Source organism: Pseudomonas sp. BNK-30, assembly GCF_047456185.1.
Classification (GTDB): domain Bacteria; phylum Pseudomonadota; class Gammaproteobacteria; order Pseudomonadales; family Pseudomonadaceae; genus Aquipseudomonas; species Aquipseudomonas putida_E.
Map to the genome: position 1 here is coordinate 3,720,615 of NZ_CP179904.1, position 24,118 is coordinate 3,744,732.

The following is a 24,118-nucleotide window of genomic DNA, read 5'->3' on the forward strand; positions in this document are numbered from 1 at the left end:
GTCACGCAAGCATCACCAAAGGTTCACAGGGGTGACACCGCGCCTACCTAGGCTGACTTTGCACAACAAAGCCGACCGGCCGCAACCCTTCATGGCTGGCTTAGGGAGACTCGCAATGACTCGGACAGCTCGCTCTGGCGACAACAGCACTGAACGCCGTCTGCAAGCCGAACGCCTGGTCGGCGCCGCGGCCCTGCAGGAAGCACAGGCCCTGCGCTACAAAGTGTTCAGCGCAGAATTCAAGGCCAGGCTCAAGGGCGCTGAACTGGGCCTGGACATGGATGACTACGACGTACATTGCCGGCACATCGGTGTACGCGACCTGAACACCGGCGAACTGGTCGCCACCACCCGCCTGCTCGACCATCAGGCCGCCAGCAGCCTGGGGCGCTTCTACAGCGAAGAAGAATTCAGCCTGCATGGCCTGCTGCAACTGCAAGGCCCAATCCTCGAACTGGGCCGCACCTGCGTCGACCCCGGCTACCGCAACGGCGGCACCATCGCTGTGCTCTGGGGTGAGCTGGCCGAAGTGCTCAATGAAGGCCGCTACAGCTACCTGATGGGCTGCGCGAGCATCCCCATGCAGGATGGCGGGGTTCAGGCCCATGCCATCATGCAACGCCTGCGTGAGCGTTACCTGTGCAACGAACACCTGCGTGCGGAGCCAAAGAACCCGCTGCCCACCCTGGCCCTGCCGAACAACGTCATCGCCGAAATGCCGCCGCTGCTGAAGGCCTACATGCGCCTGGGTGCGAAGATCTGCGGTGAACCCTGTTGGGATGAGGACTTCCAGGTGGCCGACGTGTTCATCCTGCTCAAGCGTGATGACCTCTGCCCACGTTACGCCCGCCACTTCAAGGCAGCGGTCTGATGCCCAAACTGCGGGTGTTCGCCCGCCTCGCAAGGCTGTTGCTGGTACTGCTTTTCGGCATGCTCATGGCCAGCGTGATCGCCATCGGTGAACGCATGGGCATGAAGGCCTCCATCGAGCGCCGCCAGCGCTGGACCTGCCTGTTCATGAAACGCCTGGTCGCTGCCCTGCCCTTCGACGTGCGGGTAATCGGTGAACTGCCCAAACGGCCGATGTTGTGGGTCAGCAACCACGTGTCCTGGACCGATATCCCGCTGCTCGGCATGCTGCTGCCGCTGTCGTTTCTGTCCAAGGCCGAAGTCCGCCACTGGCCCGTGGCTGGCTGGCTGGCGGAGAAAGCCGGCACATTGTTCATCCGCCGCGGCGGCGGCGATAGCCAGCGCTTGCGTGAACAGATCAGCGCACAACTGGGCGACGCCAGGCCGCTGTTGATCTTCCCCGAGGGCACCACCACCGACGGGCGCCAGTTGCGCACCTTCCATGGGCGTTTGCTGGCAGGCGCCATCGATCAGGGTGTGGCGGTGCAGCCTGTTGCCATTGAGTACCTGCGCAACGGCGAGGCTGACCTGGTTGCGCCGTTCATCGGTGATGATGACCTCGTGTCACACCTGATGCGGCTGTTCGCCGAGCCGCGGGGTGAGGTGTGCATCCACCTGTTGCAGCCGATCAGCAGCGTGGACAAAGAACGCGCGGCGTTGGCATTTCAGGCGCAACAGGCTATCCAGATGGCGTTGTTCGGGGTTGGCGAAGTCGAGGTGGCAGCGCGCCGGCAGGCCCGTGCTGCTTGATGCCTGATTGGCAGTACACCGCTATCGGCCAGATCTCTGTGCGGCGGCAAACGTCTGCAACTGCGGATAGAACTCACGGAAATCAGCCAGCAACGGCTCGTACAACCGCTCAAGCTCCGCCATCACACCCATCATGCCTTCAGGCCGGGACAAGCGTCGCCCAATGCCGTTGAAGACCTGCTCCAGGGTGGAAAAATCGCCATACGCCCCCAGCCAGTCATCTGCGGCCATCAAGGGCGCAATGCGCGCCAGCCGCCCTGGCAACTCGGGCTCGGCCAGCAACACGCGATAGAACGCACCGGTGAACTGCTCCAGCGGCTGTTCGGCATAGTCGCCCCAGTGTTGCGCCAGGCAATGGTCGAAGAACACATCCACAATGATCCCGGCATAGCGGCGCCGCTCCCGGGGGAACCGCGCCAGCGCCGCCAATACCAACGGGTGCTGATCGGTGTAGCTGTCGATGTGCCGATGCAGCCGAATGGCAGCCTCCAGCGTCGGCGCAAAGCGCCCCTCCAGCGAGCCTTTGACGAAATCGCCGTACAGGCTGCCAAGCAGTTGTTGCGGCGCCGGGCCGCCCAGGTGCAGGTGTGCGAGGTAATTCATGGGCGCAGTTTAGCACTGCGCATCCGTATATCGTTATAACGCGATATAACGATTCGCGCTCAGCTCAGAACCACTTCATATTTCTATATCGCGAAATACCGATTTATATTTCGTCATATCGCGATATACCGCTACACCACGAGCCCCACACCATGCCTCTCGATCTCGACGACATAATAAAAGCCCTGGCCCACCCGGTCCGGCGAGAAATCCTCAACTGGCTGAAAGACCCGGCAGCGCACTTTCCCGCCCAGCACCACAGCACCGAGCACGGTGTCTGTGCCGGCCAGATCGATCAACGCTGCGGCCTGTCGCAGTCGACCGTTTCTGCCCACCTGGCAACGTTGCAGCGCGCAGGCCTGATCAGCAGCCAGAAGATCGGCCAGTGGCATTTTTTCAAACGCGACGAAGCCACCATCCAGGCGTTCCTCGAACAACTGCGCCAAGCGCTTTGACAAGGTAGGTAACCCGTTATGACCACGCTTTTCGATCCGATCACACTGGGCGATGTGCAACTGCCCAACCGCATCATCATGGCGCCGCTCACCCGCTGCCGCGCCGACGAAGGCCGGGTGCCCAACGCGCTGATGGCCGAGTACTACGTGCAGCGCGCCAGCGCCGGGCTGATCCTCAGTGAAGCGACCTCGGTCTCTGCCATGGGCGTCGGCTACCCTGATACGCCAGGCATCTGGAACGACCAGCAGGTACGCGGCTGGAACAACGTGACCAAGGCCGTGCACGGCGCAGGCGGTCGTATATTCCTGCAGTTGTGGCATGTTGGCCGCATTTCCCACCCCAGCTATTTGAACGGTGAACTGCCGGTGGCTCCCAGCGCCATCCAGCCCAAGGGCCATGTCAGCCTGGTGCGCCCGATCACCGAATACCCGACCCCACGGGCCTTGGAAAGCGAAGAAATCGCCGACATCGTCGAGGCTTACCGCAGTGGCGCAGAGAACGCCAAGGCTGCCGGTTTCGATGGCGTGGAAATCCACGGTGCCAACGGCTATCTGCTCGACCAGTTCCTGCAGAGCAGCACCAACCAGCGCACCGACCGCTACGGTGGTTCACTGGAAAACCGTGCCCGCCTGCTGCTGGAGGTGACAGACGCCGCCATCGGCGTGTGGGGCGCAGGCCGTGTCGGCGTGCACCTTGCACCGCGCGCAGACTCCCATGACATGGGTGATGCCGACCGCGCCGAGACCTTCACCTATGTAGCGCGGGAACTGGGCAAGCGGGGTATCGCCTTCATCTGCTCTCGGGAGAAAGAAGCCGATGACAGTATCGGCCCGCTGATCAAAGCAGCGTTCGGTGGCCCTTACATCGTCAACGAGCGGTTCGACAAGGCCAGTGCCAATGCCGCGTTGGCCAGTGGCAAGGCGGATGCGGTGGCATTTGGCGTGCCGTTCATTGCCAACCCGGACCTGCCGGCACGGCTGGCAGCCGATGCGCCGCTGAACCAGGCGCACCCGGAGACCTTCTATGCAAAAGGGCCGGTGGGGTACATCGATTACCCGCGGCTGTAAGTAAGATCGCCGGGGCCGCTTTGCGGCCCTTCGCGACACAAGGCCGCCCCGACAGTCGACCGCTCAATTTCGTGTAGGAGCGGCCTTGTGTCGCGAAAGGAGGGCGAAGCCCTCCCCTAAGGCCCTAAGGCCGAGCATTGATCTGCTGCTGCAGGTTCTGAATCTGGCTCTGCAAGGTGTTGAAGTTACGCGTGGTCTGCCCACGAAACGCATCGAACTCCTGCACCGAAGCGCCACTTGCTGGCGCCGCAGCCGGGCGATTGTCCACCTGGCTCTTCAATACCAGCACGTCCTGCTCCAGGCTCTCGATCGCCGCTTTCGGGTTGCCCTGCTTCTTCAGTGCGGCCACCTCCTCGCTAAGGCTCTTGAGCTGCCCATCGAGCTTGCCGCCATCCACCTGGCCTGACTTCAACGCCGCCAGCTCGGCATTCACCGCCTTCAACTGCGCCTGTAACTGGGTTTGCAGCTCAGTTACCGCCTTTTGCTGCTCGCGGGTATCGGCCAGCACCTGCTCCAGACGCTTGCCCAGGTCACCCGTCTGCCCGGCCACCCCCTGCTGTTGCTTGCCCTGCTCGGCCAGGCTGGCCTGCAGTTGGCGGATCTGCAGCTTGAGCGCCTCACTGCCGGTGCTGGTAGAGCTCTCGGTGGCAGCGACCTTGCCACTGATCGCCTGCAAGCGCCCCGCCGCTTCCTCGCTGATGCGCGCAAAGCTTTCCTGAGTGGCCACCAGTTGCTGCTCCATCAGCGAGATCTGCTGAAAGCTCCACCAGCCGAGCCCGGCCAGCGCGATGAACGAAGCCCCCAGCAACGCCCACAGTGGGCCGGTACTGGCGGGCCTGGTGGCCTTCTGGCGGTTGCGCGACACACGCGCCGGCAACAGTTCGTCGTCATCCGGGGTGCCGGCACGCAGGGTTGGCACATCATCAAAATCGTCGTGGGCATCGTTACGCATGGATAGTTTCAACCGCGGTAGTAGCAAAGAGACATGAGTATAAACCGCTCACGCGGCGCACTGATGACCATCATCCTGGCGCCTGGTTCACTGGCCAAGGGGCTGGTGCTTCCACCACGCGCAAAATTCATCCAGCGCCGTCCACAGGCTGACCTTGGGCTGATAGTCCAGGTACTGCCGGGCGCGGCTGATATCCAGGGTGAAATCGCGGCTCATCACTTGCATCCCCAGGCGCGTGAGGGTGGGCTGGGGTCGCCCGGGCCAGAGCATGCAAGCGGCCTCGTTCAGCGCCGCCATGCTGTAGGCCAGGCCGTAGGCGCGATAACGGGTCACCTGGGGCAACTGCATCTGGCGCATCACGTAATTGACCACATCCCACAATGGCAACGGTTGACCATTACTGATGTTGTAGGCCTGCCCTAACGCGCGATCATCGGCGAACAGCGCGCCAAGCAGTGCCTCATTGAGATTGTGCACGCTGGTGAAATCGACTTTGTTCAGGCCGTTGCCGATGATCGCCACACGGCCCTTGCGCTGCATCTGCATCAGCCGCGGGAAAATACTGGCATCACCGGCTCCGGTTACAAAGCGCGGGCGCAGGGCCAGAACTTCGAGCCCGAACTCCTGGGCGCCGAAAACCTTTTGTTCAGCAAGGTATTTGGTCTGCGCGTAATGATGGTGAAAGCGGCGCGGCACCTGGTCTTCGCGGATATCCAGGCGCGAACGGCCATTGAAGTAGATCGACGGCGACGACAGGTGTACCAGGCGACGGACATGCTCCTTCAAGCAGCCCTCGACCACGTTCTCGGTGACCACCACATTGCCCTGGTAAAAATCCTGATAGCGCCCCCAGGTGCCCACCGCCCCCGCGCAATGCACCACCGCCTCGACGCCCTGGCACAGGCGCCGGGCCAGTTCGGCGTCACCGAGGTCGCCGGGGATGAACTGCGCACCGCGCTTGACCAGGTGCTCGACGCCCTCGGCGCGCCGGCCGCTGACCCGCACATCCAGGCCTTGCTCCAGGGCGAAGCGCGCAAAGCGCCCGCCGATGAAGCCGCTCGCGCCAGTGACCAGAATTCGCATGTAACACTCCGCCTCAGATTTCAGATGCAACAGACGCCAGCCGCCACTACAAGGGCACCAGCCAATGCTGTGCCGTGTGCCGCAGGTGTTCGGTCAGTTGCGCGAGCAGTTGCCCGCCGTTGCGCCAATGATGCCAGTACAGCGGCACATCGATGGGGGTATCGGCACAAATTTCCACCAGTCGCCCACTACTCAACTGCTCACGGGCCTGCAACTCAGGCACCAGGCCCCAGCCCAGGCCAGCTTCGGTCATGCGCAGGAAGCCTTCGGACGACGGGCAAAGGTGGTGCAGGAAGCCATCTTCGATACCGAGAGAAGCGAGGTATCGGTGCTGCAGAAAATCGTCCGGGCCGTACACGATCGCCGGCGTGCGGGCCAGGCGCCGGGCCTCGAAACCCATTGGGAAATAGCGCGCCATGAATGCCGGGCTGGCCAGCGCCCGGTAGCGCATGGCACCCAGCGGCATGCTGCGGGCGCCGGCCACCGGCCGCTCACTGCCGCACAGGCAGGCCGCCACCTCCCCGGCACGCATGCGCTTCAGGCCAACCTCCTGGTCTTCCACCACAAGGTCGGTGAGTACCTGCTGCTCGGCGCAGAACGAACCCACCGCAGCTGCCCACCAGGTCGCCAGGCTATCAGCGTTGAGCGCAATGCGCAGACGCTCTGGCATGCCCTCTTCATCGAGTGCCGGTACCTGACGCTGCAGGTCACGTTCGAGCAGCCGCACCTGCTGCACATGGTTGAGCAACTGTCGCCCGACCTCGGTCGGGCTCGGTGGCGCGGCGCGCACCAGCACCGGCTGACCAACCCGCGCCTCGAGCAGCTTGATGCGCTGTGAGATAGCCGATTGCGACAGCCCCAGCACCTGCGCTGCACGTTCGAAACCACCTTGCTCGATCACCGCCGCGAGCGCGGCAAGCAGCTTGTAGTCGAACATCGATTTTCCTAATGACGGATCAGCACTATTTGTTTTTCTTATACAGGGGGGATCCGCACAATAGCCAGCATCTTCTCTGGAGTATCTGCCATGTGGCAAAGCTATCTGAACGGCATGCTGGTGGCCTTCGGCCTGATCATGGCCATTGGCGCACAGAACGCCTTCGTCCTGGCGCAGAGCCTGCGCCGTGAACATCACCTGCCGGTGGCAGCACTGTGCATCGTCTGCGACGCCCTGCTGGTAGCCGCCGGTGTATTCGGCCTGGCCACGGTGCTGGCGCATAATCCGACGCTGCTGGCGATTGCACGCTGGGGTGGCGCGGTGTTTCTGCTCTGGTACGGCGCCAAGGCCCTGCGCAGTGCATGCTCCAAACAGAGCCTGCAGCATCAGCAAGGCCAAGGCATGCGCTCGCGGCGTGCGGTGCTGCTCAGTGCACTGGCCGTTACCCTCCTGAACCCGCATGTGTACCTGGACACCGTGTTGCTGATCGGCTCGCTGGGCGCACAGCAGACCGTGCCGGGCGCCTATGTGGCAGGGGCCGCCAGCGCTTCGCTGCTATGGTTCTCGACTTTGGCGATCGGTGCTGCATGGCTGGCGCCCTGGCTGGCCCGCCCGGCCACCTGGCGGATGCTCGACCTGATGGTGGCCGTGATGATGTTCGCCGTGGCGGCGCAGCTGATCTTTGCTTGAGCTGCAAGCTTGCAACGGAGCGCCACCCGTCGGCGGCAGGCAACCGCTCTGGAACCTCTATTCCCTATCTTTGTTGCGTGGTTATGCGGCGGGGCTGGTGCTATGATCCAGCCCTTGCGTCGCAAAGAGTACAAACTCGCCGACGCACATAGGGCCGCCCGTGATCGGCCTTGCGCAAACCGCGAACTAGACCTGAATCAGGAGATCCACCATGGCTTTTGAATTGCCGCCGCTGCCGTACGCCCACGATGCCCTGCAGCCGCACATCTCCAAGGAAACCCTGGAGTATCACCACGACAAGCACCACAACACCTACGTCGTGAACCTGAACAACCTGGTCCCAGGCACCGAATTCGAAGGCAAGACCCTGGAAGAGATCGTCAAGAGCTCTTCGGGCGGCATCTTCAACAACGCCGCTCAAGTCTGGAACCACACCTTCTACTGGAACTGCCTGTCGCCAAACGGTGGTGGCCAGCCTACCGGTGCGCTGGCTGAAGCCATCAACGCCGCATTCGGTTCCTTCGACAAGTTCAAGGAGGAGTTCACCAAGACTTCGGTTGGCACCTTCGGTTCCGGCTGGGGCTGGCTGGTCAAGAAGGCCGACGGCTCCCTGGCCCTGGCCAGCACCATCGGTGCCGGCTGCCCGCTGACCAGCGGCGACACCCCGCTGCTGACCTGCGACGTCTGGGAACACGCCTACTACATCGACTACCGCAACCTGCGTCCGAAGTACGTAGAAGCATTCTGGAACCTGGTCAACTGGGCCTTCGTTGCCGAGCAGTTCGAAGGCAAGACCTTCAAGGCCTGATCTTGCGCCTTGAACTGAAAACCCGGCCATGCGCCGGGTTTTTTTATGGCCGGTGCCGGCATCACAGGCTCCCAACGAACAGTTTTCCCGGCGGCTCTTGCTCCCCCCGCAGAGCGCGCTAACATCAAACGTCTGAAAGTTCGCTACAGCGCACTCAAGTTGCAGGGTCAGGCAACCGATACACTGCTCAGGGCAGCTCCACCGGCCGATAGTGTATCGCCAAGGTTAATGGCAAAATGATGTCATGCGCATGGATTAAGGAAACCCCCATTGAAGCTGGAATTGCGGAACAGCTTATCGGTCAAGTTGCTCAGGGTCGTGCTCCTTTCGGCGCTGGCGGTCGGTGTCGTTCTTAGCTGCGCGCAGATCGTCTATGACACCTACAAGACCCGTCAGACCGTCGACAGCGACGCCCAGCGCATCCTCGACATGTTTCGCGATCCCTCGACCCAGGCGGTCTACAGCCTTGACCGGGAAATGGGCATGCAGGTCATGGAAGGCCTGTTCCAGGACGAGTCTGTACGCCAGGCTTCCATCGGCCACCCCAATGAAACCATGCTCGCCGAAAAGTCCCGCCCGCTGCAGGACTCTCCCGTACGCTGGTTGACCGACCTGCTCCTTGGCCAGGAACGCACCTACACCACTCAATTGGTCGGCCGCGGCCCCTACAGCGAGTACTACGGTGACCTGAGTATCACCCTGGACACTGCCGCCTACGGTGAAGGCTTCCTGCTCAACGCCATCATCATCTTCATTTCCGGCGTGCTGCGCGCCCTGGCCATGGGCCTGGTGCTGTACCTGGTCTACCACTGGCTGCTGACCAAACCGCTGTCGAAAATCATCGAGCACCTCACCCAGATCAACCCTGACCGCCCCAGCCAGCACCAGATTCCGCTGCTCAAAGGCCATGAAAAAAACGAACTGGGCATCTGGGTCAACACCGCCAACCAGCTGCTGGCCTCGATCGAGCGCAATACCCATCTGCGCCACGAAGCCGAAAACAGCCTGCAACGCATGGCCCAATACGACTTCCTGACCGGCCTGCCGAACCGCCAGCAGCTACAGGCACAGCTCGACAAGATCCTTATAGACGGCGCCCGCCTGCAGCATCGCGTCGCCGTACTGTGCGTGGGCCTGGACGACTTCAAAGGCATAAACGAGCAGTTCAGCTATCAGGTCGGCGACCAGTTGCTGCTCGCCCTGGCGGACCGCCTGCGCGCCCACAGTGGCCGCCTGGGGGCGCTGGCACGCCTGGGTGGCGACCAGTTCGCCCTGGTGCAGGCCACTATCGAACAGCCCTACGAGGCCGCAGAACTGGCGCAGAGCATCCTCGATGACCTGGAAGCGCCGTTCGACCTGGATCACCAGCAGATTCGCCTGCGCGCCACCATCGGCATCACCCTGTTCCCCGAAGACGGCGACAGCACCGAGAAGCTGCTGCAAAAGGCCGAACAGACCATGACCTTGGCCAAGGCCCGCTCGCGCAACCGCTACCAGTTCTACATCGCCAGCGTCGACAGCGAGATGCGTCGACGCCGTGAATTGGAAAAGGACCTGCGCGAGGCGCTGTCGCGCAACCAGTTGTTCCTTGTCTACCAGCCGCAGATCAGCTACCGCGATCACCGCGTGGTCGGCGTCGAAGCCTTGCTGCGCTGGCAGCATCCTGAACTTGGCATGGTCCCGCCGGACCAGTTCATCCCGCTGGCCGAACAGAACGGCAACATCATCACCATCGGCGAGTGGGTACTCGACCAGGCCTGCAGGCAACTGCGCGAATGGCATGATCTGGGCTTCAGCGAACTGCGCATGGCAGTCAACCTGTCCACCGTGCAACTGCATCACAACGAACTTCCGCGCGTGGTCAACAATCTGCTGCAGGCTTACCGTCTGCCACCGCGCAGCCTGGAACTGGAAGTGACCGAGACCGGCCTGATGGAAGACATCAGCACCGCCGCCCAGCACCTGCTCAGCCTGCGCCGCTCCGGTGCGATGATCGCCATCGACGACTTCGGCACCGGTTACTCGTCGCTCAGCTACCTCAAGTCGCTGCCACTGGACAAGATCAAGATCGACAAGAGCTTCGTCCAGGACCTGCTGGACGACGATGACGATGCAACCATCGTTCGGGCAATCATCCAGTTGGGCAAAAGCCTGGGCATGCAGGTGATCGCCGAGGGCGTGGAGACGTCCGAGCAGGAAGCCTACATCATCGCCCAAGGCTGTCACGAAGGTCAGGGCTATCACTACAGCAAGCCACTGTCAGCGCGCGAGCTTACCAGCTTCCTGCGCCAGGCCCAGCGCAATCAGGTTTCTGCGTTATAACCCCTGCCCCTGTTGGTTCCAGGCCTTAACCGGCATTTACATAATTGCGCCCCACCCCTTTACAGCAAATGCAAATCTTTCGCATGATGTTGTAGTTTTACGTGCCACGGCGCACTGTCCAACCACACGACGCAGGGAAACCAACAATGATTCGTATGCCTCTGGCCTCCGCCAGTCTGCTGGCCATCGCCATCGCTCTCGCCGGTTGCGGTGAAAGCAAGGACGAGAAGGCCGCCGCCCCGCAAGCTGCGGCACCTGCCGCCGCGAGCACCGCCGCCGCAGCACCGGCTGCTGTCGACGAAGCGGCCGGCAAGGCCGTGGTCAAGCATTACACCGAGATGGTCTACGCCGTTTACAGCGACTCGCTGAGCACGGCCAAGTCCCTGCAAACAGCCATCGATGCATTCCTCGCCAACCCCAACGACGACACCCTCAAAGCTGCCAAAGAAGCCTGGGCTGCAGCGCGCGTACCGTACCTGCAGAGCGAAGCCTTCCGCTTCGGCAACACGATCATCGACGACTGGGAAGGCCAGGTGAACGCCTGGCCGCTTGACGAAGGCCTGATCGACTACGTCGACAAGAGCTACGAACATGCGCTGGGCAACCCGGCTGCCAGCTCGAACATCATTGCCAACACCGAAATCCAGGTCGGTGAGGAGAAGGTCGATGTCAAGGACATCACCCCTGAGAAACTGGCCAGCCTGAACGAACTGGGCGGCTCCGAAGCCAACGTCGCCACTGGTTACCACGCCATCGAATTCCTGCTCTGGGGCCAGGACCTCAACGGTACCGGCCCGGGCGCAGGCAACCGCCCTGCTTCGGACTACCTCGAAGGTAAAGGCGCCACCGGCGGCCACAACGAGCGTCGCCGCGCCTACCTGAAGTCGGTCACCGAGCTGCTGGTCAAGGACCTCGAAGAAATGGTCGGCAACTGGGCCCCGAACGTCGCCGACAACTACCGCGCCACGCTGGAAGCCGAGCCTGCCACCGACGGCCTGCGCAAGATGCTGTTCGGCATGGGCAGCCTGTCGCTGGGCGAACTGGCTGGCGAGCGCATGAAGGTCTCGCTGGAAGCCAATTCGCCGGAAGACGAACAGGACTGTTTCAGCGACAACACCCACTACTCGCACTTCTACGACGCCAAAGGCATCCGCAACGTCTACCTGGGTGAGTACACCCGCGCCGACGGTACCAAGCTGACCGGCCCAAGCCTGTCGTCGCTGGTGGCCAAGGCCGACCCGGCTGCCGACGCTACCCTCAAGGCCGACCTGGAAGCGACCGAGGCGAAGCTTCAGGTCATTGTCGACCACGCGCTCAAAGGCGAGCATTACGACCAACTGATCGCAGCCGACAACGCTGCCGGCAACCAGGTCGTACGCGATGCCATTGCCTCCCTGGTCAAGCAGACCGGTGCGATCGAGCAGGCTGCGGGCAAGCTGGGCATTGCCAACCTGAACCCGGACACTGCCGATCACGAGTTCTGATTCGGCATTGGCAGGCAAAAAAGGCTAACGCCAGTCAGTTAGCGTTAGTAGGGCTGCTACGCAGCCCGTCGCCGGCAAGCCAGCTCCCACCGGGGCCGCGCAGTTCTTGAGTTCTGCGCGGTATCTGTGAGGGCTGGCTTGCCTGCTACAGGGCCAAAACTGACAGCAGTTTCATCCAGCAATTGCAAATTCCTCTTATTCAAACATTCTCAGCCTGCTAAGCTTGCACGCCGGTTTTTCGCCTACGCCCAGGATTTTGCATGTCCTTGTCGCTGTCCCGACTCTCCCCTCCGCTGCTGGCCCTCGCCCTTGCCGCCTGTGACGACGCCCCGCGTTTCACTCAGGCAGAGCCTGGCGAAGCGCTGTCCGGTGGCCAGGCGACTGTCCAGCGCAACGACCGCAATGCCTTTTCCCTGCCCTCGGCCAACCTGTCGCCCGAGCGCCGCCTGGACTTTGCCGTAGGCAACAGTTTCTTCCGCAACCCCTGGGTGATCGCCCCGTCCACCACCACTGCACGCGATGGCCTGGGCCCACTGTTCAACACCAACGCCTGCCAGAACTGCCACGTACGCGACGGCCGTGGCCATCCGCCAGAGCCTGGCGACAGCAACGCGGTGTCGATGCTGGTGCGCCTGTCGATCCCCGACCAGCCTTACCTGGCAAAAGAAATCGAGCGCCTGGGCGTGGTCCCGGAGCCTGTCTATGGCACCCAGTTGCAGGACATGGCCAACCCTGGTGTGGCCCCGGAAGGCAAGGTGCGCGTGACTTACGACAACCAGACCGTCAGCTTCAACGACGGCCATCAGGTCGAACTGCGTCGCCCTACCCTGCAAATCACCCAGCTCGGCTATGGGCCGATGCACCCTGACACCCGGTTCTCTGCACGCGTGGCACCGCCCATGATCGGCCTGGGCCTGCTCGAAGCCATCCCCGAAGCTCAGATTCTGGCCAACGAAGACCCCGATGATCGCAACCGCGACGGTATTCGCGGCCGGGCCAACCGGGTTTGGGACGACGCCCAGAGCAAGACCGTGGTCGGTCGCTTCGGCTGGAAGGCCGGGCAACCGAACGTCAACCAGCAGAACGTGCACGCTTTTGCCGGTGACATGGGCTTGACCAGCACCCTGCAGCCCCGGGACGACTGCACCCCAGCGCAGCGCGATTGCCTTGCAGCCCCCAATGGCGACGGCACCGACGGCGAAAAGGAAGTCAGCGACAACATCCTGCGCCTGGTCACCTTTTACACCCGCAACCTGGGCGTGCCAGCCCGGCGCGATGTCGGCGCCCCGCAAGTGCTGGCCGGCAAGAACCTGTTCTATCAGGCCGGCTGCCAGGGATGCCACACCCCGCAGTTCACCACTGCCGCCGACGCCCCCGAGCCAGAGCTGGCCGGGCAAGTGATCCGCCCCTACAGCGACCTGCTGCTGCACGACATGGGCCCGGGCCTTGCCGACGATCGCACCGAATTTGCCGCCAACGGCCAAGACTGGCGAACCCCGCCGCTGTGGGGCATCGGCCTGAGTCCAGCGGTCAGTGGCCACACCCAGTACCTGCATGACGGCCGCGCCCGCAACCTGCTCGAGGCCGTGCTCTGGCACGGCGGCGAAGCGCAGGCAGCGCGCGACCATGTTCTGACTTTCAATGCCGAGCAGCGCGCTGCGCTGCTGGCTTTCCTGAACTCACTTTAAAAGCGCAAGGAGCCGGGCATGTTCCGACCCAAACTGTTGTTCACCAGCCTCGCCGCACTCGCCCTCGGTGCCTGTTCACCGCAAGACCCGCAGGCCGTGACCTCCGCCGCCATCGCCAAGCAGGTGATCCTGCCCACCTACAGCCGCTGGGTCGAAGCCGACCGCCAGCTGGCCGCCAGTGCCTTGGCCTACTGCGAAGGCAAAGAGAGCCTGGACAGCGCTCGTGCCGATTTCCTCAACGCGCAAAAAGCCTGGGCCGAGCTGCAGCCATTGCTGGTCGGCCCGCTGGCCGAGGGCAACCGCGCCTGGCAGGTGCAGTTCTGGCCCGACAAGAAGAACCTGGTCGGTCGCCAGGTCGAGCAACTGGTCAATGGCGACAAGCCGATCGACGCCCAGACCCTGGGCAAGTCCAGCGTCGTGGTGCGCGGCCTGTCGGCCTACGAATACATCCTGTTCGACAGCAAGCCGGATGTCGCCACCGCCGAACAGAAAGCCCGCTACTGCCCGCTGCTGGTCGCCATCGGTGAGCACCAGAAGGCCTTGGCTGAAGAGATCCTCAAAGGCTGGAACAGCACCGACGGCATGCTCTCGCAGATGACCAAGTTCCCCAACCAGCGCTATGCCGACTCGCACGAGGCGATCGCCGACCTGCTGCGTGCGCAGGTGACTGCGCTGGACACCCTGAAAAAGAAGCTCGGCGCACCGATGGGCCGCCAGAGCAAAGGCATTGCGCAGCCACTGCAGGCCGAAGCCTGGCGCAGCCACGCCTCGCTGAAAAGCCTGGAAGCCAGCCTCAAGGCCGCCCAGGCGGTCTGGGTCGGGGTCGACAACCAAGGCCTGCGCGGCTTGCTGGGCAGCGACCAGAAAGCCCTGGCGCAAAAGATCGAGGACGCCTACGCCACCTCGGTCAAACTGCTGACCGATAACCAGAAGACCTTGGGCGAGTTGCTGGCTGACGAAGATGGCATGCAGCGCCTCAACCAGATCTACGACAGCCTCAACGTCGTTCACCGCCTGCACGAAGGCGAACTGGCCAAGGCGTTGAACATCCAGCTGGGCTTCAATGCCAACGACGGTGACTGATCATGCTGCGACGCCAGGCACTCAAAATCGGTAGCGTTCTGCTCAGCGCCCTGACCTTGGGAGGCTGGAGCCTGATGCGCAACAAAGGCAGCGATCCTTTGCTGCTGTCGGCGCGTGACGATGGCGACGGCAAGCACTATGCCGTCGGGTTCCGCCTGGACGGCACCCAGGTGTTCAGCACCCAGGTGGCCCAGCGTTGCCATGCCATCATCAACCATCCAGAGCTGCCGATCGCCCTGTTCGTCGCACGCCGTCCCGGTACCGAAAGCTACCTGATCGACCTGCGCGACGGGCGCTTGTTGCAGACCGTCTCGTCGCAGCCTGACCGGCATTTTTACGGCCACGCCGTGATTCATAAAGGCGGCGAATGGCTGTATGCCACCGAGAACGACACCACCGATCCAGGGCGTGGCGTACTGGGCGTGTACCGCTTCGAGGGTGAACGCCTGGTTCACACCGGCGAGATCCCCACCCACGGCATCGGCCCGCATGAAGTGGCCTGGCTGCCCGATGGCGAGACTCTGGTCGTGGCCAATGGCGGTATCCGCACCGAGGCCGAAAGCCGGGTCGAGATGAACCTCAATGCCATGGAGCCGAGCCTGGTACTGATGCAGCGCGACGGCACGTTGCTGAGCAAGGAAACCCTGGCCCAGCAAATGAACAGCGTGCGCCACCTGGCAGTGGGCAGCGATGGCACCATCGCCGCCTGCCAGCAGTTCATGGGCGATGCCGATGAAACCGCCGAGCTGCTGGCAATCAAGCGCCCAGGCGAGCCGTTCAAGGCCTTCCCGGTGCCAGAGCGCCAGCTGCAAGCCATGGCCCAGTACACTGCCAGCGTCGCCATCCACAGCGACCTGCGCCTGGTGGCACTGACGGCGCCGCGGGCCAACCGCCTGTTCGTCTGGGACCTGGACAGTGGCGCAGTCAGGCTGGATGCGCCGATGCCGGACTGTGCCGGGGTGGGCGCGGTGAAGGATGGTTTTGTCGTGACGTCCGGGCAAGGGCGTTGCCGGTTCTATGATTGCCGCAAGCAGGAATTGATCGGCCAGCCGATGGATTTGCCTTCCGGTTTCTGGGACAACCACCTGCACCTGGCCTGATCAGGCCTGCGCGCCCCTACGGGGGCGCAATCCATTTCCCCTCAATCGAAAAACAGTCAATACTTCCCCCATCCGCACGTGGGCAGGACCGCCCGTTGTCGTGTCAAAACCAATAACAACCTCGCATCCAAGGAACCGGACTTATGCTGCGCCGCCGCATGCTCATCATGTTGGCCGTCGTTCTGCTGATCGTGCTGGCCCTGGGGGGCTACAAGGCCTTCTCGATCTACCGGCAGATCCAGGTGTTCACTGCCCCCAAGCCTCCCATCACCGTGGCGGTGGCCATGGCCGAGCAGCGCGAGTGGCAGCAGCGCCTGCCCGCCGTCGGCAGCCTCAAGGCCCTGCAGGGTGTCGAGCTGAGCCTGGAGGTGGAAGGCATCGTTCAATCCCTGCACTTCGACTCCGGTCAGAAGGTCAAGGCCGGGCAACTGCTGCTCAAGCTCAATGACGATCAGGAAACCGCCCTGCTGGGGACTGCCCAGGCCGACCTGGGGTTGGCCAAAGTGGACTTCGGCCGCGGCAGCCAGCTGGTGGGTGATTCGGCCATCTCCCGCGGCGAATATGATCGCCTCACTGCCCAATACCGGCGCAACCAGGCGGTTGTCGACCAGCTCAAGGCCGCAAAAACCAAGAAGAGCATCAGTGCCCCGTTCAGCGGTACGATCGGCATCCGCCAGGTGGATGTGGGTGACTACCTGGCGGCCGGCTCTGTGATCGCTACCCTGCAGGACCTCTCCAGCCTTTACGTCGACTTCAATGTACCGGAGCAGGCACTGCCACAGCTGAGCCTCGGCCAGCAGGTACAGGTGCAGGTGGCGGCCTACCCTGGCCAGACTTTCCCTGCCAGCCTCAGCGCCATCAACCCCAAGGTTGAAGAGAGCACGCGCAACCTGCTGGTGCGCGCGACAATGGCCAACCCGGATGGCAAGCTGCTGCCGGGCATGTTCGCCAACCTGCTGGTGCTGCTGCCTGACCCGCGCCCACAGGTGGTAGTGCCCGAAAGCGCCATCACCTACACGCTGTATGGCAATTCCGTGTATGTCGCCACGCCGAAGAAAGACAAGGACGGTAATCCCGAGCCGGACGACAGTGGCCGGCCGCAGCTCAGCGCCGAACAGCGCAGCGTGCAGACCGGCGAGCGGCGCGACGGCGTGGTGGTGGTCAGCAAAGGGCTCGCAGCGGGCGAACAGGTGGTCACCGCCGGCCAGCTCAAGCTGAGCCCTGGCGCGGCGATCCGCATCGGCCAGGACGCAGCGCTCGAACCCGAACAAGGCGCCCCACGCGCGGACTGATAAGGAGGCAGGCATGGCGTTCACCGACCCGTTCATCCGCCGCCCGGTGCTGGCCAGCGTGGTCAGCCTGCTGATCCTGCTGCTGGGTTTCCAGGCCTGGAACAAGCTGCAGATCCGCCAGTACCCGCAGATGGAAAACGCCCTGATCACGGTGACCACGGCCTACCCCGGCGCCAACGCAGAAACCATTCAGGGCTACATCACCCAACCGCTGCAGCAGAGCCTGGCCAGCGCCGAAGGCATCGACTACATGACCTCGGTGAGCCGGCAGAACTTCTCGATCATCTCCATCTATGCGCGCATCGGCGCCGACAGCGACCGCCTGTTCACCGAGTTGCTGGCCAAGGCCAACGAAGTGCGCAACCAGTTGCCGCAAGACGCAGAAGACCCGGTACTGAGCAAAGAAGCCGCAGATGCCTCGGCGCTGATGTACATCAGCTTTTACAGCAAGGAAATGAGCAACCCGCAGATCACCGACTACCTGTCACGGGTCATCCAGCCGAAACTTGCAACCTTGCCGGGCATGGCCGAGGCAGAGATCCTCGGCAACCAGGTGTTCGCCATGCGCATCTGGATCGACCCGGTCAAACTGGCAGCGTTCGGCCTTGCCGCCACCGACGTGACCAGCGCCGTACGCCGTTACAACTTTCTCGCCGCCGCTGGTGAGGTGAAGGGCGAATACGTGGTCACCAGCATCAACGCCAACACCGAACTGAAGTCGGCCGAGGCTTTTGCCGCATTGCCGCTCAAGACCTCCGGCGACAGCCGTGTATTGCTCGGTGATGTGGCACGGGTCGAGATGGGCGCGGAAAATTACGACACGGTCAGCTCGTTCGATGGCACGCCTTCGGTCTACATCGGCATCAAGGCCACCCCGGCCGCCAACCCGCTGGAGGTGATCAAGGAAGTACGCCGCATCATGCCGGAGCTGCAAAGCCAGTTGCCGTCCGCGCTCAAGGGGTCGATTGCCTATGACGCCACGCTGTTCATCCAGGCCTCGATCGACGAAGTGGTCAAGACCCTTGGCGAAGCGGTGCTGATCGTCATCGTGGTGGTGTTCTTATTCCTCGGCGCGCTGCGCTCGGTACTGATCCCGGTAGTGACCATCCCACTGTCGATGATCGGGGTGCTGTTCTTCATGCAGATGATGGGCTATTCGCTCAACCTGCTGACCCTGCTGGCAATGGTGCTGGCCATCGGCCTGGTGGTGGACGATGCCATCGTCGTGGTGGAAAACATCCACCGGCACATGGAGGAAGGCAAGTCACCGGTGGACGCGGCGCTGGAAGGTGCGCGGGAAATCGCCATGCCAGTGGTGTCGATGACCATCACCCTGGCCGCGGTATACGCACCGATCGGCTTCCTGACCGGGCTCACCGGCGCCTTGTTCAAGGAGTTCGCCCTGACCTTGGCAGGGGCGGTGATCATCTCGGGCGTCGTCGCCCTGACCCTGTCGCCGATGATGTGTGCCCTGCTATTGCGTCGTGAGCAGAATGCCAGCGGCCTGGCCCATCGCCTTGACGTGCTGTTCGAGCGGATCAAGGGCCGCTACCAGCGCCTGCTGCACACCACCCTGGACAGCCGCCCGGTGGTGCTGGTGTTCGCCGTGATCATCCTGTGCCTGATCCCGGTGCTGCTCAAGTTCACCCAGAACGAGCTGGCACCGAACGAGGATCAGGGGGTCATCTTCATGATCAGCAGCTCGCCACAACCAGCCAACCTCGACTACCTCAATGCCTACACCGACCAGTTCACCCCACTGTTCAAGGCCTTCCCCGAATACTACTCGTCGTTCCAGATCAACGGATTCAACGGCGTGCAGAGCGGCATCGGCGGTTTCCTGCTCAAGCCCTGGAACGAGCGCGACCGCACGCAAATGGAGTTGCTGCCCCTGGTACAGGCCAAACTCGACAACATCAGCGGCCTGCAGATCTTCGGCTTCAACCTGCCGTCACTGCCGGGGACCGGCGAAGGCTTGCCGTTCCAGTTCGTCATCAATACCGCAGGTGATTACCCGGCGCTGCTGGAGGTTGCCCAACGGGTCAAGGAACGCGCCCAGGCATCAGGCAAATTTGCCTTCCTCGACATCGACCTGGCGTTCGACAAGCCCGAGGTGGTAGTCGACATCGACCGCGCCAAGGCTGCGCAGATGGGTGTATCCATGGACGTCCTTGGCGGCACCTTGGCGACCTTGCTGGGCGAGGGGGAAATCAACCGTTTCACCCTCGAAGGCCGCAGCTACAAAGTCATCGCCCAGGTCGAACGGCCCTACCGCGACAACGCCGGCTGGCTCAACAGCTATTACGTCAAGAACGACCAGGGCCAACTGCTGCCACTGTCCACACTGATCACCCTTAGCGACCGAGCGCGTCCACGCCAGCTCAACCAGTTCCAGCAACTGAACTCGGCAATCATCCAGGGCGTGCCTTTGGTCAGCATCGGCGAAGCCTTGCAGACAGTGCGGGATATTGCTGCCGAGCAGGCGCCGGAAGGGTTCTCCTTCGACTATGCCGGCGCGGCACGGCAGTACATACAGGAAGGCAGCGCGCTGTGGGTGACCTTCGGCCTGGCGTTGGCGATCATCTTCCTGGTACTGGCGGCACAGTTTGAAAGCTTCCGCGACCCGCTGGTGATTCTGGTGACGGTACCGCTGTCGATCTGCGGGGCGCTGTTGCCGCTATTCCTGGGTGTTTCCAGCATGAACATCTATACCCAGGTCGGGTTGGTGACGCTGATCGGGCTGATCAGCAAGCACGGTATCCTGATCGTCGAGTTCGCCAACCAGTTGCGTGAGGAAAAAGGGCTGAGCGCAAGGGAGGCGATCGAGGAAGCTGCGGCCATTCGTCTACGCCCGGTACTGATGACCACCGCCGCAATGGTATTTGGCATGGTGCCGCTGATTCTGGCGACCGGGGCCGGGGCAGTGAGCCGCTTTGACATCGGTACGGTGATTGCGACGGGGATGTCGATCGGGACGTTGTTTACCTTGTTTGTGCTGCCGTGCATTTACACCCTGTTGGCGCACAAGACAGCGGCGACGGAACCTGTCGTTGCCTGAGCGGGCCAACTACAGAAAGCAAAGGCCCCGCAATAGCGGGGCCTCTTGTGCTCAAAGCAGGTCAGCCTGCAGGCCGCAAGCCCTGCCGCAGCCCGAACAGAAGCAACAGCAAATCCTGGTCCGGCTGGGCCTGGACCTGCTGCTTCACGTCCCTGGGCAACGCGCATTGTTCTGCCTGTTCAGCCTTGCTGAACACTCTGGGCCGTGGCTCTTCCCACGCCGCTACCGCCACGGTGGTCACAGCCAGACCCGCTATCAGAAACAATGCTCGAGCGATTTCTAGTTTCATTGCCCTAACCCTTTGACAGCGCTGCCAAACGCCATCTGGTAAAAGTAGAGCAACGATTGCCATTCCGCGTCATTGAGCGACGAATGGCGGCGCAACTGACGCAGGTCATTGCCCGCAGCGCGCTGGCAGCTGATACGGCGGCGGCACTTCTCCAGATCGAGCAATGCCACTTCAACACGGGCCTGTTCGCCCTCGCCGATCACTTTGACGAATACGTGCTTGCCATACAGGCAGCCATGCTGCCAGTGGCCCAGGTGCATGCGGGCCAGGTTGTCAGCCAACTCCTTGAGCATGCGTTCATGTACCACTTGCGGGTAGTGCTCGCGCGCACCTTGGGCATGCCAGGCATCGAGTTCGATGAAACCATCGAGCGCTTCGCTGACCAGCAGCGCACGCCATTGGTGGTCGGCATCGCGCTCGGCCCCACAAAATACGATGCGCGGGACACGCACGCCCAGTTGCTCGAAGCTGTTCAGCGCGTCGAGCTCACGCAGCACCGTCGGCCTGCCGAAGGGGTGCAACAGGCTGCGGTAGATGTGCCCGACCTGGCGCTTGGCATACAGCAACTTGCCATCGGCATCGTTGAGGCGTTGCACGCCACTTTCACCACCGCGGCGCTGGTTGGGTTCCTCGACCCATTCGCCCTGCTGACGCCAGTAATAATCGAAGCGTGACTCCCCGCTCTGGGCTACAGCCATCAAACACTACCCCTTACGTAATACATAGACCCGCCACATGGCATAGAACGGCAGGAAATCGAGGCGTTCCTGGATCCTGAAGCCGGCGGCCTTGAATTCTTCTTCGACTGTCTCTGCCGGTAACACGAAACGATTCTGGTAACTGCCCGGCTCGGCTTTGGCACTGCGCCGTTGCTCGAGCTTTTGACGCCGCCAGGCCTTGAAGTTTCCGTCCACCCACAATGACAGGATTACGCTGTCACGGCTAACCCTTTGAAACTCCGAAAGAATCGTTTTTCTGTGGGCTGCCTCACCGATGTGGTGAAACAAGCGCATGCAAAAAATGCTGTCGACCGAGTTGTCCGGCAAGTCGATGGCGAACGCTGACGTTTGCAAAGGGCGTACCCGCGCTACCACCTCTGGCGGTTGTGCGGCACAGGCAGTCTCGATCATCGCCTCGGAATTGTCGGCACCAATGATTACCCTGTTGGGTTTTTCTGCCAGCAGTGGCCAGAAACGGCCCGCGCCGCAAGGCAGATCCAGCACCAACCCCGGTTCTCCGGCCAGCGCCAAGGCTCGACGGGCCAATTGCTCATCGCGCTTGTGGGAAAGGCGACGTGCCAGACCATCCTGGTGCTTGAGAAAATACTCCCGAGCATGTTGCTGGTCGTACTTCTTGGAAAATTCGAGTTTGATCGGGCTACGCATTGGGCATCTCCTGGCTCCATTGCATGTACCTTAAGTAACACTGCGTAGGAAACAGGTCATGCCAATGTGAAAAAAGTGTTATCCCTAAAGGAATATAGCCCAGTCATTTACTCGCAAAGCTTTAACGGATCGGATTTTTCAGCGCCTTGGCTCAAGTCCACCTGAAAACGGCAACCATGGGGGGCGGTAGAAGTCAGCGTAACGCGCCAACCCTGGTCGTCACAGATCCGTTGTACCAGCGATAAGCCAAGCCCCAGACCTTCGCCGCGTCGCTCATCACCACGCACGAACGGTTTGAACATCGCCTCGCGCTGCTCCTCCGGAATGCCGACCCCGCTGTCCTCGACGCTGAACCCATTGGCTTCAAGACTCAGGCGGATGTAACCACTGTCGGTGTAGTGCGCAGCGTTGCGCAACAGGTTGCCCATCACCGATTGCAGGAACGTCGCGTTGTACAGCAGCGGGCCTGCACTGACGCGGCCATCGAAGTACAGCGTCAGCCCTTTCTGCTCGATGGTGTCGCGCCATACGCCTATCAGATCGTCGGCCACCTCGCGCAGCGTCGCCTGGGAGGCCACGGCCCCCTGGTCGCGCTGGGCACGGGCGAGCATCAGGAAGGTTTTGACCAACTCACGCATTTCTTCGGTGGCCCGGGCGATGCGTTCTACCTGGCTACGTGAGCGGCTATCCAGATTGGGGTTTTCGATCAACAGCTCGCAGGAGGTGGCCAGAACCATCAGCGGCGTGCGCAATTCGTGGCTGACATCACTGGTGAACAGACGCTCGCGGGTCAGTGCATCGCGCAAACGGCCAAGCGTATCGTCGAAGGCCACTGCTAGCTGGCCGACTTCATCGGCTGCGTAATCGGGTGCCAAGGGCGGTGCCAGGCCAAGCAGCTGATCACGATGGCGTACTTGCCGTGCCAGGCGGATCACCGGTGCCATCACTCGCCGTGCCAGCAGCCAGCCGAGGAACACCGCCAGTACCAGGCTGAGCACGAAGCCCACCATGACGACGGCGAACAGTACCCGCTCGCGCTCTTCGAAATCGCTTTGGTCCTGCAGCAATACATAACGTCGGCCGTCTACGATTTCCACCATTGCGTGGTAGGAAAGCTGGTCGCGAAATACCTCATGAAAGCCTGCATCGAGGTGGCGCAAGTCTCTTGGTAGCTCGAAGTCATCGCGCCCACCGCTGAAGTAGAACAGCTGGTCAGGGCGCGGCCGATGGCTCCAGTCACTGATGCTGTCCATGCGCAACAGGCGCTGCAGGTCGCCGCCCAGCACCGAGGAGATCAAGCGCTCTTCAACCAGGTGGACAGTGGCGACGATACCGAAGGCGAACGCCCCAGCCACCAGCGCGCTCATCAGCGCAAACGCGATGATGATGCGCTGCGCCAGGCTTTGCTTAAACTCCATCGCGACCCTCGGCGAGGCGATAGCCGACGCCATGGACGGTATGCAGCAACGGCTTTTCGAACGGTTTGTCGATTACTTGGCGCAGCTGGTGTACATGGCTGCGCAAGCTGTCGCTGTCGGGGCAATCATCACCCCACAGCGCCTCTTCCAGTACCTCGCGGCGCAACACGTGGGGGCTTTTCTGCATCAGCACCGCGAGCAGCTTGAGGCCGACAGGGTTGAGCTTGAGCAAGCGCCCCTGGCGAGTGACTTCGAGGGTGTCCAGGTCGTAACTCAGGTCGGCAACCTGCAGGGTACGTCGCCCGCCGCCCTGGGCGCGGCGCAGCACGGCTTCGATGCGCGCAGCGAGTTCGGACAGGGCGAACGGTTTGAGCAGGTAATCGTCGGCGCCGGAGCGGAAGCCCTGCAGGCGGTCGTCGAGTTGGTCGCGGGCGGTCAGCATGATCACCGGCGTATCGCGACGGGCATCCTCGCGCAGGCGCTTGCACAGGGTGTAACCGTCGATTCCAGGCAGCATGATATCGAGCACGATCAGGTCGTAGTGCTCGGTGGCAGCCAGGTGCAGACCTGACAGGCCGTCCTGGGCGCAGTCGACGGTATAGCCCTTCATGCCCAGATAATCAGCCAGGTTGGCAAGGATATCGCGGTTGTCTTCAACCAAAAGAATGCGCATCGGGTTCTCCTGTGCGGCGCTTCGCTATGGTGCGCGGCAGGCGCAGCTTAAGGCCATCGCACGGACAGTGC

At 62.4% G+C, this 24,118-nt stretch carries 22 protein-coding genes; 13 read left to right on the forward strand and 9 right to left on the reverse strand.

Annotated elements, in window-relative coordinates; translation table 11 throughout:
* Positions 1–115: 115 nt before the first annotated feature.
* Both olsB and ACMGGN_RS17290 read left to right on the forward strand, forming a co-directional pair.
* Positions 116–871 carry an L-ornithine N(alpha)-acyltransferase gene (olsB, locus tag ACMGGN_RS17285; protein ID WP_174142076.1) on the forward strand — a complete coding sequence of 252 codons (756 nt, stop codon included), beginning with the start codon at positions 116–118 and terminating at the stop codon, positions 869–871.
* Complete coding sequence (locus ACMGGN_RS17290) at positions 871–1,659, forward strand: lysophospholipid acyltransferase family protein (RefSeq protein ID WP_174142077.1); 789 nt, start codon at positions 871–873, stop codon at positions 1,657–1,659. Before olsB ends, ACMGGN_RS17290 begins: the two co-directional genes overlap by 1 nt.
* A 21-nt stretch (positions 1,660–1,680) precedes the next feature.
* On the opposite strand, the gene ACMGGN_RS17295 is transcribed toward ACMGGN_RS17290, so the two are convergent.
* Positions 1,681–2,262, reverse strand: a complete 582-nt coding sequence (locus ACMGGN_RS17295; protein ID WP_115273660.1) for an ACP phosphodiesterase — start codon at positions 2,260–2,262, stop codon at positions 1,681–1,683.
* Between the two features lie 152 nt (positions 2,263–2,414).
* Here ACMGGN_RS17295 and ACMGGN_RS17300 point away from each other — a divergent pair, with 152 nt between their 5' ends.
* The gene (locus ACMGGN_RS17300; RefSeq protein WP_046784889.1) at positions 2,415–2,717 is read left to right on the forward strand and encodes an ArsR/SmtB family transcription factor; all 303 of its coding nucleotides are present in this window, start codon (positions 2,415–2,417) and stop codon (positions 2,715–2,717) included.
* Positions 2,718–2,735: 18 nt separating this feature from the next.
* Positions 2,736–3,785, forward strand: coding sequence for an alkene reductase (locus tag ACMGGN_RS17305; protein WP_046784888.1), 1,050 nt, complete (start codon positions 2,736–2,738; stop codon positions 3,783–3,785).
* Between the two features lie 124 nt (positions 3,786–3,909).
* Here ACMGGN_RS17305 and ACMGGN_RS17310 read toward each other — a convergent pair whose 3' ends face one another.
* The 3 genes from ACMGGN_RS17310 to ACMGGN_RS17320 form a co-directional block, all read right to left on the reverse strand.
* Entirely contained in the window at positions 3,910–4,737 is an 828-nt protein-coding gene (locus tag ACMGGN_RS17310) for an ATPase (protein ID WP_046784887.1), read from the reverse strand.
* A gap of 87 nt (positions 4,738–4,824) precedes the next feature.
* Positions 4,825–5,820, reverse strand: coding sequence for an NAD-dependent epimerase/dehydratase family protein (locus tag ACMGGN_RS17315; protein ID WP_119688328.1), 996 nt, complete (start codon positions 5,818–5,820; stop codon positions 4,825–4,827).
* 46 nt (positions 5,821–5,866) lie between these two features.
* Positions 5,867–6,757 (reverse strand): LysR family transcriptional regulator ArgP, encoded by an 891-nt coding sequence (locus ACMGGN_RS17320; protein WP_046784885.1) that lies wholly within the window; start codon positions 6,755–6,757, stop codon positions 5,867–5,869.
* A 90-nt stretch (positions 6,758–6,847) separates the two neighbouring features.
* Between ACMGGN_RS17320 and ACMGGN_RS17325 the strand changes: the two genes are divergently transcribed.
* From ACMGGN_RS17325 to ACMGGN_RS17365, 9 genes are all read left to right on the forward strand, one after another.
* Complete coding sequence (locus ACMGGN_RS17325; RefSeq protein ID WP_046784884.1) at positions 6,848–7,447, forward strand: LysE/ArgO family amino acid transporter; 600 nt, start codon at positions 6,848–6,850, stop codon at positions 7,445–7,447.
* A gap of 211 nt (positions 7,448–7,658) precedes the next feature.
* On the forward strand, positions 7,659–8,255 hold the full coding sequence (locus ACMGGN_RS17330; protein WP_012312902.1) for a superoxide dismutase: 597 nt from the start codon (positions 7,659–7,661) through the stop codon (positions 8,253–8,255).
* A 270-nt stretch (positions 8,256–8,525) separates the two neighbouring features.
* Positions 8,526–10,577, forward strand: coding sequence for a putative bifunctional diguanylate cyclase/phosphodiesterase (locus ACMGGN_RS17335; RefSeq protein WP_046784883.1), 2,052 nt, complete (start codon positions 8,526–8,528; stop codon positions 10,575–10,577).
* Between the two features lie 146 nt (positions 10,578–10,723).
* Positions 10,724–12,061, forward strand: coding sequence for an imelysin family protein (locus tag ACMGGN_RS17340; protein WP_046784882.1), 1,338 nt, complete (start codon positions 10,724–10,726; stop codon positions 12,059–12,061).
* A 260-nt stretch (positions 12,062–12,321) separates the two neighbouring features.
* A complete protein-coding gene (locus tag ACMGGN_RS17345; protein WP_046784881.1) occupies positions 12,322–13,749 on the forward strand; it encodes a di-heme oxidoredictase family protein in 1,428 nt (475 codons plus the stop codon).
* 18 nt (positions 13,750–13,767) lie between these two features.
* Entirely contained in the window at positions 13,768–14,832 is a 1,065-nt protein-coding gene (locus tag ACMGGN_RS17350) for an imelysin family protein (protein WP_414156146.1), read from the forward strand.
* Positions 14,833–14,834: 2 nt separating this feature from the next.
* Positions 14,835–15,932 carry a DUF1513 domain-containing protein gene (locus ACMGGN_RS17355; RefSeq protein ID WP_251961984.1) on the forward strand — a complete coding sequence of 366 codons (1,098 nt, stop codon included), beginning with the start codon at positions 14,835–14,837 and terminating at the stop codon, positions 15,930–15,932.
* A 143-nt stretch (positions 15,933–16,075) separates the two neighbouring features.
* Positions 16,076–17,224 carry an efflux RND transporter periplasmic adaptor subunit gene (locus tag ACMGGN_RS17360; RefSeq protein ID WP_414156147.1) on the forward strand — a complete coding sequence of 383 codons (1,149 nt, stop codon included), beginning with the start codon at positions 16,076–16,078 and terminating at the stop codon, positions 17,222–17,224.
* A gap of 13 nt (positions 17,225–17,237) precedes the next feature.
* A complete protein-coding gene (locus ACMGGN_RS17365) occupies positions 17,238–20,282 on the forward strand; it encodes a multidrug efflux RND transporter permease subunit (RefSeq protein ID WP_046784877.1) in 3,045 nt (1,014 codons plus the stop codon).
* A 61-nt stretch (positions 20,283–20,343) separates the two neighbouring features.
* Here ACMGGN_RS17365 and ACMGGN_RS17370 read toward each other — a convergent pair whose 3' ends face one another.
* The 5 genes from ACMGGN_RS17370 to colR all read right to left on the reverse strand — a co-directional run bounded on the left by ACMGGN_RS17370 (position 20,344) and on the right by colR (position 24,047).
* Positions 20,344–20,571, reverse strand: a complete 228-nt coding sequence (locus ACMGGN_RS17370) for a hypothetical protein (RefSeq protein ID WP_046784876.1) — start codon at positions 20,569–20,571, stop codon at positions 20,344–20,346.
* On the reverse strand, positions 20,568–21,269 hold the full coding sequence (locus ACMGGN_RS17375) for a lipopolysaccharide kinase InaA family protein (RefSeq protein ID WP_046784875.1): 702 nt from the start codon (positions 21,267–21,269) through the stop codon (positions 20,568–20,570). Before ACMGGN_RS17375 ends, ACMGGN_RS17370 begins: the two co-directional genes overlap by 4 nt.
* Positions 21,270–21,275: 6 nt before the next feature.
* Positions 21,276–21,956, reverse strand: a complete 681-nt coding sequence (locus tag ACMGGN_RS17380; RefSeq protein WP_115273653.1) for a class I SAM-dependent methyltransferase — start codon at positions 21,954–21,956, stop codon at positions 21,276–21,278.
* Between the two features lie 107 nt (positions 21,957–22,063).
* Complete coding sequence (locus tag ACMGGN_RS17385; RefSeq protein ID WP_204919846.1) at positions 22,064–23,374, reverse strand: sensor histidine kinase; 1,311 nt, start codon at positions 23,372–23,374, stop codon at positions 22,064–22,066.
* The gene (gene colR, locus ACMGGN_RS17390) at positions 23,364–24,047 is read right to left on the reverse strand and encodes a two-component system response regulator ColR (RefSeq protein ID WP_003255215.1); all 684 of its coding nucleotides are present in this window, start codon (positions 24,045–24,047) and stop codon (positions 23,364–23,366) included. The genes ACMGGN_RS17385 and colR overlap by 11 nt, the downstream gene beginning before the upstream one ends.
* Positions 24,048–24,118 lie beyond the last annotated feature (71 nt).